The organism is Streptomyces sp. NPDC051677 (genome assembly GCF_044453465.1).
Lineage (GTDB): Bacteria > Actinomycetota > Actinomycetes > Streptomycetales > Streptomycetaceae > Streptomyces.
This window is the reverse complement of the sequence record NZ_JBITCT010000004.1, coordinates 202,386-215,714: the sequence shown is the minus strand read 5'-3', so window position 1 is coordinate 215,714 and position 13,329 is coordinate 202,386. Positions and strand designations below refer to the sequence as shown.

The 13,329-nt window shown below is 70.4% G+C and carries 16 protein-coding genes; 7 read left to right on the top strand and 9 right to left on the bottom strand.

The genetic code is table 11. The features are described 5' to 3' along the window. Positions 1 to 72: 72 nt before the first annotated feature. The 6 genes from ACIBAF_RS06810 to ACIBAF_RS06785 form a co-directional block, all read right to left on the bottom strand. Positions 73 to 1,032, bottom strand: a complete 960-nt coding sequence (locus ACIBAF_RS06810; RefSeq protein WP_399462051.1) for an amidohydrolase family protein — start codon at positions 1,030 to 1,032, stop codon at positions 73 to 75. A 54-nt stretch (positions 1,033 to 1,086) separates the two neighbouring features. After that, positions 1,087 to 2,673 carry a Na+/H+ antiporter gene (locus ACIBAF_RS06805; protein WP_399462050.1) on the bottom strand — a complete coding sequence of 529 codons (1,587 nt, stop codon included), beginning with the start codon at positions 2,671 to 2,673 and terminating at the stop codon, positions 1,087 to 1,089. A gap of 67 nt (positions 2,674 to 2,740) precedes the next feature. Beyond that, the gene (locus ACIBAF_RS06800) at positions 2,741 to 3,112 is read right to left on the bottom strand and encodes a DUF2255 family protein (RefSeq protein WP_399462049.1); all 372 of its coding nucleotides are present in this window, start codon (positions 3,110 to 3,112) and stop codon (positions 2,741 to 2,743) included. 11 nt (positions 3,113 to 3,123) lie between these two features. Next, on the bottom strand, positions 3,124 to 3,555 hold the full coding sequence (locus ACIBAF_RS06795) for a nuclear transport factor 2 family protein (RefSeq protein WP_399462048.1): 432 nt from the start codon (positions 3,553 to 3,555) through the stop codon (positions 3,124 to 3,126). Positions 3,556 to 3,629: 74 nt separating this feature from the next. Beyond that, positions 3,630 to 4,646, bottom strand: coding sequence for a zinc-dependent alcohol dehydrogenase family protein (locus tag ACIBAF_RS06790; RefSeq protein ID WP_399462047.1), 1,017 nt, complete (start codon positions 4,644 to 4,646; stop codon positions 3,630 to 3,632). Positions 4,647 to 4,709: 63 nt separating this feature from the next. Next, the gene (locus tag ACIBAF_RS06785; RefSeq protein WP_399462046.1) at positions 4,710 to 5,042 is read right to left on the bottom strand and encodes a carboxymuconolactone decarboxylase family protein; all 333 of its coding nucleotides are present in this window, start codon (positions 5,040 to 5,042) and stop codon (positions 4,710 to 4,712) included. Positions 5,043 to 5,289: 247 nt separating this feature from the next. Here ACIBAF_RS06785 and ACIBAF_RS06780 point away from each other — a divergent pair, with 247 nt between their 5' ends. Then, positions 5,290 to 6,117, top strand: coding sequence for a helix-turn-helix domain-containing protein (locus ACIBAF_RS06780; RefSeq protein WP_399462045.1), 828 nt, complete (start codon positions 5,290 to 5,292; stop codon positions 6,115 to 6,117). Positions 6,118 to 6,214: 97 nt separating this feature from the next. After that, positions 6,215 to 7,084 (top strand): helix-turn-helix transcriptional regulator, encoded by an 870-nt coding sequence (locus ACIBAF_RS06775; protein WP_399462044.1) that lies wholly within the window; start codon positions 6,215 to 6,217, stop codon positions 7,082 to 7,084. 263 nt (positions 7,085 to 7,347) lie between these two features. On the opposite strand, the gene ACIBAF_RS06770 is transcribed toward ACIBAF_RS06775, so the two are convergent. Together ACIBAF_RS06770 and ACIBAF_RS06765 are read right to left on the bottom strand one after the other, a co-directional pair. After that, on the bottom strand, positions 7,348 to 8,046 hold the full coding sequence (locus tag ACIBAF_RS06770) for a type 1 glutamine amidotransferase domain-containing protein (RefSeq protein WP_399462043.1): 699 nt from the start codon (positions 8,044 to 8,046) through the stop codon (positions 7,348 to 7,350). A 25-nt stretch (positions 8,047 to 8,071) separates the two neighbouring features. Further along, entirely contained in the window at positions 8,072 to 8,464 is a 393-nt protein-coding gene (locus tag ACIBAF_RS06765) for a nuclear transport factor 2 family protein (protein WP_399462042.1), read from the bottom strand. 86 nt (positions 8,465 to 8,550) lie between these two features. Between ACIBAF_RS06765 and ACIBAF_RS06760 the strand changes: the two genes are divergently transcribed. Both ACIBAF_RS06760 and ACIBAF_RS06755 read left to right on the top strand, forming a co-directional pair. After that, the gene (locus tag ACIBAF_RS06760) at positions 8,551 to 9,522 is read left to right on the top strand and encodes an aldehyde dehydrogenase family protein (RefSeq protein WP_399462041.1); all 972 of its coding nucleotides are present in this window, start codon (positions 8,551 to 8,553) and stop codon (positions 9,520 to 9,522) included. Between the two features lie 96 nt (positions 9,523 to 9,618). After that, positions 9,619 to 9,744 carry a hypothetical protein gene (locus ACIBAF_RS06755; protein ID WP_399462040.1) on the top strand — a complete coding sequence of 42 codons (126 nt, stop codon included), beginning with the start codon at positions 9,619 to 9,621 and terminating at the stop codon, positions 9,742 to 9,744. A gap of 252 nt (positions 9,745 to 9,996) precedes the next feature. On the opposite strand, the gene ACIBAF_RS06750 is transcribed toward ACIBAF_RS06755, so the two are convergent. Next, positions 9,997 to 11,217, bottom strand: coding sequence for a metallophosphoesterase (locus tag ACIBAF_RS06750; protein WP_399462039.1), 1,221 nt, complete (start codon positions 11,215 to 11,217; stop codon positions 9,997 to 9,999). A gap of 236 nt (positions 11,218 to 11,453) precedes the next feature. Between ACIBAF_RS06750 and panD the strand changes: the two genes are divergently transcribed. Genes panD through ACIBAF_RS06735 form a run of 3 tightly spaced genes read left to right on the top strand, consistent with a single transcriptional unit; the run spans position 11,454 to position 12,922 of the window. Further along, complete coding sequence (panD, locus tag ACIBAF_RS06745) at positions 11,454 to 11,873, top strand: aspartate 1-decarboxylase (RefSeq protein ID WP_399462038.1); 420 nt, start codon at positions 11,454 to 11,456, stop codon at positions 11,871 to 11,873. 38 nt (positions 11,874 to 11,911) lie between these two features. Further along, on the top strand, positions 11,912 to 12,259 hold the full coding sequence (locus tag ACIBAF_RS06740; RefSeq protein WP_399462037.1) for a GNAT family N-acetyltransferase: 348 nt from the start codon (positions 11,912 to 11,914) through the stop codon (positions 12,257 to 12,259). A 3-nt stretch (positions 12,260 to 12,262) separates the two neighbouring features. Beyond that, on the top strand, positions 12,263 to 12,922 hold the full coding sequence (locus ACIBAF_RS06735) for an aspartate/glutamate racemase family protein (protein WP_399462036.1): 660 nt from the start codon (positions 12,263 to 12,265) through the stop codon (positions 12,920 to 12,922). The last annotated feature ends 407 nt before the right edge of the window (positions 12,923 to 13,329 follow it).

Genomic DNA, 13,329 nt, shown 5'->3' with positions numbered 1-13,329 from the left:
CGCCTGACACGGTGTGAGGGTCAAGAAGCTACTCGGTCGCCGGGGAACACATGACCATCCGCGTTCTGACCGTCACTGTCTTCTCCCCGGAAACAACTGCTCGGCGTTGGCTGTCGTCAGGGAACGCCAGGTGGTCCCGTCCACCGGTGACTCGGCCGCGTCGATCGCGGCGATATGGGCGTCCGCCAGCGGCGTCGGCGTCCAGCAGTAGTCGCTGCCGAACAGCACGCGGTGCGGATCGACGAGTTCGAGCAGGGCCGGGACCTGGCGCGGGAAGGCGGTGCCGGCCATGTCGTAGTAGAGGCCGCGCAGTTGCTGTACCGCGTCGGGGGTGGGCGGCTGCTGCGCAGGCAGGAAGAGCCTCATGAACTCGTTGACGCGGTCGGCCAGGACGGGAATCGCGCCGCCGCAGTGCGGGACGATCACCCGGAGGTTCGGGTGACGTGTCAGGACGCCCGCCATCACCAGGTCCGTGACGGTGCGGGCCGTGTCGAAGATGTACTCGACCATGGGCCGCGGCCTGCCGAGGGCGGACTGTTCCCAGCACACGGGGGAGGTGGGGTGCAGGAAGACCACGGCTCCTCGACGGTCCAGTTCCGCGAAGACCGGCTCGAGGCGCTCATCGCCCAGGTAGATCCCATGGGTGTGCGTCAGCAATGCCACGCCGTCGGCGCCCAGTTCGTCGAAGGAGAAGGCGATCTCCTCCAACGCCCCGTCCACGTCCGGCAGCGGAAGCGATACGAAGGCGCCGAAGCGGCCCGGGTGGTCCCGCGTCAGCTCGGCGGTGTACTCGTTGACGCGCCGGGCGAGGAGGCGTGCCGCCTTGTCGTCGCCGAAGTGCACGCCGGGGGACGACATGGAGAGCATCGCGGTCGCGATGCCGTTGCGGTCCATCAGGTCCAGGTGGGCTTGCACGGACCATGACGGCCAGCCGCCCATGCCGTCGGGGTGGGCGTGTCCCGCCGCCGCTGCCTGCTGGACGTAGAAGTCGGGAAGGAGGTGGGCGTGTACGTCGATGAGGCCGGGAGGCATGGCAGCGGATCCCCTCCGTGGGTTCGGGTGGTCGAGGCCGGGTGTGCGTTCGGCCTACTCCACCTGCTCGCCTCCGGCCAGCCGGACCTCTTCGTTGTCCAGGGCGGCCTGGAGCCGGCGGAGCACGGTGTCGTCGATCTGCGACTCGTCGCGCAGGCGGACGACGGTCGCGCGCTTCGTGGCGATGAGGGCGAGGCGGAGGTCGGTGTAGTGGCGGTTGTGGAGCAGGGCGGGATCGTCGTCGGTACCGGCGTTCCTGGCGCGTACGGTCGCCAGATTGGCCTCGTACTCCTGGCGCAGCCACTCCATGACCTTCGGGGTGGTGCCGCGTTCGGCGGCGAGTCGCGGCAGCGCCTTGATGGCTTCCTCGGTCGCCGTGCTCTCGGCGAGGATCTGCTCCTCGTCGACGGACGTGTCGCGGGGCAGCCGGGCCCAGCGCACCACGCCCGGCAGCAGCAGCCCCTGCACCACCAGGGTCACGACGATGACGCCGGAGGTGACGAAGACGATGAAGGCGCGGTCGGGGAACGGCGCGCCCGAGTCCACGGTCTGCGGTACGGAGAGAGCCACGGCCAGCGACACCGCGCCCCGGAAGCCCGCCAACCCGCTGACGACACGCGCCCGGTGACTCATTCTCCGCAGCCGTTGCTGCGGACGCCGGTCGATCGCGCGGACGAGGTAGGTGGAGGAGAACAGGAACGCGAACCGCACCGCGACCAGCACCACGCTGACCGCTCCGATGGCGATCAGCGCGTCTCGCAGGTCGGATCGGCTCAGGTGACGCAGCGCGTACTGCAGTTCCACTCCGACCAGGACGAACAGCGCGCCGTTGATGATGAACGTGGCCAGCGGCCAGAAGGCCAGTGCCTGGCGGCGGTGCTCGGCGCGGATGATGCTCGGGGCCACCTGGGCCATGATGAGGCCGCTCACGACCACCGCGAGGACGCCGGAGGCGTGGATCATCTCGGCCAGCAGATACGCGGTGAACGGCGCCAGGATCATGACGAGATTGCCGAGCAGGGGATCGTCCAGCCGGCGCCGCAAGTTCATGTTGACCCAGGCGACCGCTATGCCGACCGCGGCGCCGCCGCCGTACGCCAGCAGGAACAGCGCGCCGACGTGTGGAACGGTGAGATGCTCCTCGCCGACGGTGAGGCCGACGGCCAGGCCGAAGACGACCAGCGCGGTGCCGTCGTTGACGAGGCTTTCCGCGCGTAGCACGGTGATCTGACGGCGCGGCAGTGAGCCGGCCAGAGCGCCGACCGCTGTGGCGTCGGTGGGAGCCACTGCCGCGCCCAATGCCCACGCCGGTCCCCACGGCAGTCCCAGCGCGTGCCCGGCGACCGCGACAGCGCCTGCGGTGACGATCACCAGGACCGTGCTGAGCAGGACGATGCCACGCAGGTTCGTACGGATCTCCCGGATGGACGTGGTCAGGCTCTCCCAGTACAGCAGCACGGGGAGGAAGAGCAACAACACCACTTCGGGCGGGAGTTGGGTCTGACGGACGGCCGGGACGAGACCGAGGAGCGTACCCACGATGAGCAGCACGACGGGCGGCGCGACGCGGAAGCGCTGTCCCAGGACGTTGCCCACGAGCACGGCCGCACCCAGGACGACGACGAGTTCGAGACCGAGCATGGCGCTTACTCCTGTGGGGGACTGGCCGTCGGCGGGGGCTCAGCGCCCTCCACCGGGATCGTCTTGGTCATCCGGGCACCAGCCGCAGCGTCGTCGAGCGCGCCGCCACCATGGGGTCGACGTACGCGCCGCCGAAGCGGCCGTACTTGGTGCGGTACGCGGTGTCGATGCGGTCGTTGACGCCGGCGTCGGGTACCTCGGCGAAGGTGACGTCCTTGTCGACCTCGCCGGAGCGGATGTGCCCCTGATGGCTTGCGCGGGCGGTGCGCCACCAGCCGCCGTCCGTGCCGCGGAAGGAGCGGACGTACAGGTCCTCACCGTCGCGGACTACCCAGATCGGCACCGGCTCCCGCAGCGTGCCGTCGCTGCGGAGCGGCGCCATCTCCAACTCGTCCGCCCCGGCGATACGGTTGAGTTCGTCTTTGGTCCATGCCGTCATCGGTGGTTCTCTCATCTCTTGATCGCGGGAAGGGCGAGCGGCTCACCGAGGTGGGTGCGGGTGATTCCGAGTGAGTCCTCGAAGACGCGGTAGTCGCTGATCAGGCCGTCGGCGACGGTGAAGCGCAGGATCATCTCGCTTTCGAGGACGTGTCCCGAGGGATGGAACCGGGAGGCGTACCGTCCCGGTGCCAGGACCCGCCCGTCGGCCTCCACCATGGTCCCCAGCTCGAATGCCAGCGGCTCGACGGCGGCGAAGAACGCGGTGAGGGACTGCCGGATCTCTTCTGGACCGGTGCGGCTCCCGGCCCAGGGGGTCAGGGCCGGATCGCCCGGAATCGTCCAGGTCGCGTCAGGCGCGAAGTGGGAGAGGACGCGCTCCATGTCGCGCGCGCCGAGGGCCTCGAGGTACGCCTCGACGGTGGTGATCGCCTCGCTGGTCATGGCTGCGGTCCGTTCCGTTCGGCGGCTGCGACGGTCGGACGGCCGCTGCCGCCCGGTGGTGTCGGCGCTCCAGGTCAGGGACGCAGCAGCGTCTTGACGGCGCGGCGCTCGTCCATGGCCTTGTAGCCTTCGGCCGCCTCGTCCAGGGGCAGGGCGAGGTCGAAGACCCTGCCCGGGTTGATACGGCCGCTGAGGACGCGGTCGATCAGGTCGGGAAGGTAGGCGCGCACGGGGGCGGGGCCACCGCGCAGACCGACGTGCGAGAAGAAGAGCTCCTGGCCGTCGATCCGCGTGCCGTGCGGAAAGCCGACGAAGCCGACGTTGCCGCCCGGGCGAGCGGACTGCAGGCCCTGGTGCATCGACTCCTGCGTGCCGACGCACTCGAGCACCGAGTCGGCGCCGATGCCGTTGGTCAGTTCCTTGACGCGGGCGACGCCTTCGTCGCCACGCTCGGTGACGATGTCGGCGGCGCCGAACTCCAGGGCCAGCCTCTGCCGGGACTCGTGCCGGCTCATGGCGATGATCCGCTCGGCGCCCAGTTCCTTGGCGGCGATGACCCCGCACAGGCCCACCGCGCCGTCACCGACGACGACGGCGGTCGAACCGGGTTCGACCTCGGCGGCCTTGGCGGCGTACCAGCCGGTGCCCATGACGTCGGACAGGGTGAGCAGGCTCGGGACCAGCTCCTCGGACGGTTGGTCCGCGGTGGCGACCAGGGTGCCGTCGGCGAGGGGGACGCGGACGTACTCGGCCTGGGCGCCGCTGACCCACTGCGCCTGCCGGCATGAGGTGTGGTAGCCGGCCTGGCAGATCGGACAGGTGTTGTCGGAGGCGACGAACGAACCGATGACGAACTGGCCCGGCCGCACGCCGGAGACGTCGCTGCCGACCTCCTCGACGATGCCGACGTATTCGTGGCCGATCGGCTGCGGCTCGGCGACCGGCAGGACACCCCGGTAGCTCCACAGGTCGGAGCCGCACACACAGGCGGCGACGGTGCGGATGACCGCGTCCGTCGAAGCCGTGATCTTCGGCTCGGGGGCGTTCTCCACACGGATGTCACCCGGTGCGTGAATGATGGTTGCTCGCATGGTGCCTTCCCAGCTCTCGTCGTGTCTGTCGTGGTGTCAGGGGCGGGTACGGGCGGAGAGGCGTCAGCCGGACTGGTCGGACTTCTCCACGATTTCCTTGAGCTGGGTCATCGCTGTCATGGCGTTCGGCCATCCGGCGTAGAAGGCCAGATGGGTGAGGGCCTCGATCAGCTCGTCCTTGGTGACGCCGTTCTCCAGCGCCTTGCCGAGGTGGAAGCCGAGCTGGTCGGTCCGGTACAGGGCGGCGAGAGCGGTGACGGTGACCAGACTCCGGTCGCGCGGGGACAGGCCCGGCCGCTCCCAGATGTCGCCGAACAGGACGGTGTCGGTCACCTCCGCGAGCTTGGGGGCGAACTCCTGGATGGCCGGCGGCGCGAACTTCTTCCGTTCGGACATGGGGTGGTGCTCCTTGCGCGTGGGTGGGGGGATTCAGGCTGCCCGAAAGGAATCCGGCCCGGGGGCCGGCCGTACCGCCTTTTCGCGTGAATCCTCTGCCAGGACGATTCCGGGCGCCGAACTCGCCATCGACCCTGCCCCCTTCGCGGGAACCTGCAAAGGGTAGAATTCCATCCGGGGAATCACTTATCCAGGGGAACAATCCTTACCCCCCTACCGGAGACCGGACGGTGCGAAACTGGCCGACATGACCAGCGACGCGCATCTGAACGAGCTGGGAGAATTCCTCAAGGTGCGGAGGGCCGAGTTGAGCCCGCGCACCGTCGGCCTGCCCGACACCGGTGGTCGGCGTGTGCCCGGCCTGCGCAGGGAGGAGGTCGCCCTGCTCGCCGCCATCAGCTCCGACTACTACACGCGGCTGGAGCAGGGCCGGATCCAGCCGTCCGCGACCGTGCTGGCCTCTCTCGCGCATGCCCTGCATTTGGATGATCACCAGCGTGACCACCTGTTCGAGCTGGCCGGCCGACGGATGGCGCGACAGCGCGTACCGGGTACGCAGAAGGCTCAACCCCAGTTGCTCCGACTGCTCGACGATCTCACCGTGAGTCCCGGTGTGGTGATCGGCCGCCGCATGGACATCCTGGCGTGGAATCCGGTCGCGGCCGCGCTGCTCACCGACTTCGCGAAGGTGCCCGAAGACCAGCGCAACTGCGCCCGTATCCTTTTCACCGACCCGTCCATGCGGACGCTGTACGCGGACTGGCGGGCCGTCGCGCGAGGCTGCGTGGCCCATCTGCGCATGACGGCCGCGAAACACCCGGACGATCCGCGGCTGACCAGCCTGGTCGGCGAACTCTCCATACAGGACAAGGACTTCGGTCAGTGGTGGGGAAGCCGTTACATGCCCTTGCACAAGTTGGGCGCGAAGAGGTTCCACCACCCCGTCGTCGGCGAACTCGTCCTCGACTGGGACACCTTCACCGGCAGCGCCGATCCCGATCAGGAACTCGTCGTCTGGACGGCGGAGCCCGGCACGGCGTCGTACGACCGGCTACGGGCGCTCGCCTCGGTCTGATTCGGTCCGGCCGACTCGGGAAATGCAAGTGATTGCCAGACCCTGGGAGAAAACTCTCCCCCTCACTTTTCAGCGCATTGCTGCGACACTGGCTGCTATGTACACCAAAGAACATTCGCCTGAACTGGGAGAATTCCTCAAGGTGTGCCGGGCCCAACTCAGCCCGCGAACCGTGGGTCTGCCCGATTCCGGGGCGCCCCGTCGGGTGCCGGGGCTGCGTCGCGAGGAGGTCGCCCAACTCGTCGGGATCAGCACCCACTCCTACGCGCGGCTGGAGCAGGGGCGTGCCCCTGTGCCGAGGTCGATGCTCGGCGCGCTCGCCCGTGTCCTGCACCTCGACGACGAGCAGCGCGACCACCTCTTCGAGCTGGCCGCGAGCGGCGGGCGTGAACCGCGCCGGCGACCGGTGCAGAAGGCTCATCCGCAGCTCAGACGCATCCTGGACGAGCTGACAACGACCCCCGCAATCGTCCTGGGGCGGCGCCTGGACATCCTCGCCTGGAACCCGCTGGCGGCCGCGCTGCTCACCGACTTCGACCGGGTCCCCGAGAAGCAACGCAACTACGCCCGGCTGCTCTTCACCGACCCAGCCTTCCGGGAGCTCTGCCTCGACTGGAGGACGAACGCCCGAGCCTGCGTCGCTCACCTGCGCCTGGAGGCCGCCAGGCATCCCGGCGACCCCGGGCTGGCCGTGCTCGTCGGCGAGTTGTCGGTGGTCGACGCCGACTTCCGGCAGTGGTGGGCAGGCCGCCAGATGACCGGCCTGCGGATGGGCACCAAGCGGCTGCGCCACCCGGTCGTCGGCGACCTCACCCTCGACTGGGACAGCCTGACCTGCAAAGCCGACCCCGCACAGAAGCTGCTGATCGCGACCGCCCCTCCCGGGAGCCCGTCCCATGACGGGCTGCTCTTCCTGGCGTCGTGGACCGCGGACCCGCACACGCCGGCCCCCGACGCGACAGCTTGACCGGGACGGGGCAGCGTGACGGTGGGAGCTGTCGGCGGAGCTGACGGGCGTGAACGCGTTCGCTGCGTGATTCCGCGCGTGTGTGGCCGGACGCCGTACGACGTCCGGCCACAGCCGTGAGGTGACGTTGAGGGCCGCCGCCGCTGTGCCGCGGCGGCCTGTTCGGCCGGGAACGTCCTGGCGACATGCGCTGCATCTGGGGTGGAAAGGCTCGACGGCTCGGGGTGCGTACCGGGCCGCCGAGAGAGCACACAGCGCAGCTGTCAGCTCAGTGCCTTGACGAGCTCGTGGGCCAGGGGGACGGCCGAGCCCGGGTTCTGGCCGGTGTACAGGGTGCGGTCGGCCACCACGTGCGGGGCGAACGGATCGGTCTCCCGGTAGTCCGCGCCGAGTTCGTTGACGAGGCGGTCCTGTAGCAGCCACTTCGCGCGGTCCGCGAGACCGTTCTGCTTCTCCTCGGTGTTGGAGAGGCCGGTCAGGCGGTAGCCGGTGAACGGGGACGTGCCGTCGGGGCCGATGGTGGCCAGCAGTGCCGCGGGGCCGTGGCACACCAGGGACACCGGCTTGCCGGAGGCGAGCCACTCGGTGAGCAGCTTGCCGGAGGCGGCGTTGTCGGGCAGGTCTTCCATCGGGCCCCAGCCGCCGGGGTAGAAGACGGCCACGTAGTCGTCGATGTTCACGTCCTCGATGCGCATCGGGTGCGCCAGTTCGGTCGCCTCGTGCAGGGCGATGCGCATGCGCTCGGCGCCTTCCTCGCCCCCGTTGAAGTCCGGGGTGAGGCTGAGGGCGTCGGCCGTGGGCGGCACGCCGCCGGGCGTCGCCGCCGCGATCTCGTGTCCGGCCTCCTTGAAGACCTGGTAGGGGCCGATTGCTTCCTCGGCCCAGAAGCCGGCCGGCTGGCGGGTTCCGTCGGCCAGCGTCCAGTGGTCGGACGCGGTGATCACGAAGAGGATCTTCGCCATGGGTGGGTCTCCTTGGGGGTTGCTCTCAGCCCTTGAGGGCTTCCTGGAGGACGTGGCTGTCGGCGGCCTGCCGCATGCTGACGGCCTTGCCGTCGCGGACGGTCCACAGGTGGATGAACCGGACGTCGGCCTTGGTCCCGGTCTTCGTCTCGGCGTGGTAGTGGCCGAACGCGAAGACGTGGCCCTCGTCGTCCGCGTAGAACTCCTCGGGCACCGCGCCGAAGGATGCGACGTTCGGCATCGGGGTGCCGAAGAAGTTCTTCGCCACGTCGTCCCAGCCGTGGTAGACGCCGCTGTTGGGGAAGCCGGGGGTGATGTCCCAGACGAGGTCCGGCGCCATGACCTCACTGGTCACTTCCGGCGCCATCCGGGATTCGTACACCCGGCGGATGAGGGCGAGGTTCGGGGAGTCGGACATCAGGCGCTCCTTACGGGGGGATCGGACAAAGGAAAAGAAGGCCTGGTGATCAGGCGGCGAGAGCGGCACGTCCGGCGCAGAAGATCGTGGGCGGCCGAGGTGGCGAAATAACGGACCTTCCGGCCGTCCTGCAGAACCTGAACGGGTACGGTGCCACCGGCGCAGCGCTCATCGAGGCCGGCCTGGACAAGCTCGCGTTCACCGGCAGCGTCGCCACGGGCAAGACGGTGGCCGCCCAGTGCGCGCAGACCCTGACCCCCGTTCTGCTGGAACTCGGGGGCAAGGACGGCGTCGTCGTCGCCGAGGACGCCGACCTGGACGAAGCCGCCAGGCATGTCGTCTGGGGCGCCATGCAGAACACCGGCCACGGCTGCATCAGCCTCGAAGTGGCCTACGTCGTCGAGTCGGTTCACGACGAGTTCGTCGAGAAGATCAGCGACCTCGCCCGGCAGGTACGCGTCGGCAGCGACGAAGGCGCGGAGATCGGGCCGGTTCCCCTGCCCACTCAGATTCCGATCATCCGGGAGCACATCCAGGATGCTCTCGAGCGCGGCGCGACGGCCACGGTCGGTGGCCTCGACGCGGTCGGCGACCACTATGTCGCGCCGACCGTCCTCGTCGGTGTGAGCCCCGAGTCCCGCGCGGCGACGGACGAGACGTTCGGGCCCACGCTGGCCGTCATCAAGGTCGCCGACGCCGAGGAGGCCATCGCTCACATCAACGCAGGGCGGTACGGACTGGGCAGCGCCGTCTTCAGCCGTGACCGCGGGGAAGCCATCGCCCGTCGCCTCCGGGTGGGAATGACCAGCATCAACGATGCCTTGGTGTTCTCCATGAATCCCGCGGTGCCCTTCGGCGGTCGCGGTGACAGCGGTTACGGGCGCAAGCAGGGCGAGGAAGGACTGCGGGAGTTCGCGTACCCGCACTCTTTCACCGCCAAGACGGGCCCGGCCCAGTTCTCGGCCTCCGCCTTCGGCAGGCCTGCGGGCGCGCTGGCGGGAGCCCTCGCCGGCGTACGCGACAGGATCCTGGCCGAGGGCGGCGAGAAGACCGGCTGATCGACTGACGAGTGCGCCACCGGGTCCGCGACGGCACACCACCTCGGACCCGGTGCCGGTGGCGTACCGTCGTCGGCGTCGACTGTCCCGGCAGCGGTGGAACGCCGCGTTCGACGGCCCCGCTGTCGCTCGACGACCTCGCCGACCAACCTGCCGATGCTGGAACGGGCCGACGAGTGGCTGCAACTCATCACGGACTTCCTCGGCAAGCACGACGCCTGAACGGCGGACGCGCCGCGGGGCCGCGCGGCGAGCAGCGGCGTGGTCCCGCAGGGCGCCCGTCGCACCCTGCCGCGCTCGGTGCGGGAGGCGATGGAGCGGTACCAGGAGAGGCACGACACCGCACACAGGATGGCTATCTCCTGCGCTGCCCAAGCGGCTACTACACGCAACCGATGGAACGCCGCCGTGTGCAGAAGCACTGTCGTGGCGGAATGGATGGGCCACAAGTCCCTTGTGCTGGCCCGCCTAGTGCTATGGCGTGGTGGACCGTTGTGGGGAGCGGAGCACGAGCAGGGTGATCTCGCTGGGGGCGAAGACGCGGAACGGCGGGCCCCAGAATCCGGTGCCGCGGCTGGTGTAGAGGAGGGTGCGGGTGCCGTGGTGGCTGAGGCCGGCGACGGCGGGCTGGTCGAGGCGGACCAGGTGGTGGAAGGGCCAGATCTGCCCGCCGTGGGTGTGGCCGGAGAGCTGGAGGTCGATGCCGGCGGCTGCCGCCCGGTCGATGAACTTCGGCTGGTGGGCCAAGAGTAGGACGGGCAGGTCGGGGTCGGCGCCGTGCAAGGCTCCGGCGAGGTGGGCGCGGTGGCCTACCAGGCCGGAGGACTCGGCGGTGACGTCATCCACGCCGGCGACCACGAGAGTGTCACCGCCGCGTTCGAGCAGCAGATGGCGGTTGCGCAGCGGCTCCCAGCCCAGCTCGTCCATCAGATCGACCCAGCCCTGGGCCTCGCTGTAGTACTCGTGGTTGCCGGTGACGTAGACCCGGGCCCGGGTGGCCCGCACGGTACCGAGTGGTGTGGCCTGGGCGCGGCGGCGTTCGGCCGTGCCGTCCGCGATGTCACCGGTGTGGCAGACCAGGTCGGCTTCCAGAGCGTTCACCCTCTCGCACACTCGCGCTGACCAGCGGGCGCGATCGAGCGGGCCGTAGTGGGTGTCGGTGATGAGGACGACGCGGGTGCCGTCCAACCCGGCACCCAGTCGCGGGAGTCGCACCTCGATACGGCGCACGCGTGGCACGCGGCGCGCCTCGACGTACCCCCAGGCCAGCAGTACAGCGCTTACGCCGAGGACGGCCCACGTGACGATCCGGGCCCGGTCCAGACTCTCGCCGACGTCGACCACGGTCAGGGCCGGCCGCAACAGGACGCCGAGCAGAACGGACCAGGTGAACAGCACCCAGCTGGCGCCCAGCAGGGTGTCACCGATGATCGCCGCCCGGTCCTGCTGGCGTCGGCCGTGGCCGCGCACCATCGCGAGCGGCATACCGACGAGGCCCAGGACGAACAGGGCGGTGCCGGCCAGCGTGACGGGCAGCGGCCAGTGCTGGCCGGTGTACAGGAGCACCCAGCACGGCGCGGCCCACAGCAGGAAGGGGGCTATCAGGGGGATGAAGCGCATCAGGCGGTGCAGTCGGCTCCGCCGTGGGGCCTGCGCTTCACCCTCGGCGGGTCGGGTGCTGCTGGTGTCGGTCACGCTTCCCCTCCCTGACCGGGTGCCGTCTCGCGCACTGTATCCGGTCACCCTCGGCCCCGGCGGACCGGCGTTCATCGGAGCGGCCCCATGGGGCGAAGGGCTCACGTCACTGACGGCGGTGAAGAGTGCGTGGGCATCTGCAGCTACTGCGACCGCGCCGAAGGCATGCCGATGTACAGTGACCGGTGCCTCTGACCTGCAAAAGCTGGCAGGGAGCCGTCTTCCAGGAGTCCAAAGTGCTGCGTACTCTGTTCAAGTCCAAGATCCACCGTGCCACCGTCACCCAGGCCGACCTGCACTACGTGGGATCGGTGACCATCGACGCCGAGCTGCTGGACGCCGCCGATCTGTTGCCGGGCGAGCTCGTTCACATCGTCGACATCACCAACGGGGCACGGCTGGAGACGTACGTCATCGAGGGGGAGCGGGGCTCGGGCGTCGTCGGGATCAACGGTGCCGCCGCCCATCTCGTGCACCCCGGCGATCTGGTGATCATCATCAGTTACGCTCAGGTGACCGACGCCGAGGCGCGGGCTCTGGAGCCACGGGTCGTGCACGTGGACCGCGACAACCGGATCGTGGCCCTCGGGGCCGACCCCTCGGAGCCGGTACCGGGCTCCGACCAGGAGCGCAGCCCGCAGGCCGTGTCGGTCTGACCGAAGCAGGCATCGCACCCATCGCACCGGGAGTGCCCATGAGCGACATCGAGATCCGCGACGACCGGGCGGCGGGCCGTCTGGAGGCCCTCGGCGACGGCGGTGAAGTGGTGGGCCGCATCGAGTACTTCGTCCTGGAGTCGCCCGCACCCGCCCTGGTCCCGGTGCACACCATCGTCGAGCCGGCCCACGAGGGCAAGGGCATCGCGGGCTCGCTGGCGCGCCGGCTGTACGCCGTCTCCGCGCGCGAGGGCGTCCCCGTCGCCCCGCTCTGCCCGTACGTCGTGAAGTGGGCCGCCCGCCACCCCGAGGAGGTTCCGGCGGCGGACCCCGAGCTGCTGAGCGCCGCCAAGGACTGGCTGCGTGCGCACCCCGGGCGCTTCTGAGCGGTGACACTGGCGCTGCTGCACACCTCGCCCCTCCATGTGCCGGTCTTCGAGGCGCTGCGCGACGAGGACCACCCCGGCCTGGAACTGCGGCACTTCGTCGACGAGTCACTGCTCGCGCGTGCGCGTGAGCTGGGTCCCGAGGCGGTCGCGGACGACGTGCGGACCGCCTTGTCCCGTGCCGCCGCGGAAGGGGCCCGGGCCGTGCTGTGCACCTGCTCGACCATCGGCGCGGTCGCCGAGGCGGCAGCCTGCGTGACCGGCGTCCCCGTCGTGCGCGGCGACCGTCCGATGGCCGCCGCGGCGGTGGCTGCCGGGGAACGCGTCGTCGTCCTGGCGACGGTGGAGAGCACCTTCGCCCCGACCGTCGGGCTGATCGAGGAGGAGGCCCGGCGCGCCGGGCGCCCCGTCACGATCCGCACGCTGCTGGTCGAAGGCGCCTGGGACCGCTTCGCGGCGGGAGACACCCAGGCGTGCGCCCGCCTGGTCGCGGACGCGGCCGACAGGGTCGCCGACGCCGACTCGATCGTGCTGGCCCAGGGCTCCATGGCCCCGGCCCAGCACCTCGTCCGCACGGCCGTACCGGTGCTGTCCAGCCCCCGGCCGGGCCTCGCCGCGGGCGCCCGGGCCGCACGGGGCGCACGGGCCGCGCTGGCCGGGTGAGCCCACCCGGGTGAGTGTCCGGGGCGGAGTCGGGTACGCGGGGGAGTAGTCCAGAGCCGAGCTTCTCGACTGCCCGGAGGACACCATGACGAACCCGCAGCCCGACCCGGTCCCGCCCGGACCCGTCCCCGGGCCACCGGACCCGTACCCGAGCCCGGTGCCGACCCCACAGCCCCCGCCTTCCCCGGAGCCGCCGTCCCCCACGCCGACTCCGCAGCCCGGCCCGCCGCCGGAGCCGTCCCCGTCCCCGATCCCGCCGGGCCCCGAACCGGTCCCGAGCCCGGAACCGGGGCCGCCGCTCACCTGAGCAGGCCGGTCGGCCATCGGCCTCGGGCAGCGCGGGGGAGCGGGGGGAGCCGGGGGATCGGGGGCATTTCACGGTGAACCCCGTCACGGGAACGGTGACG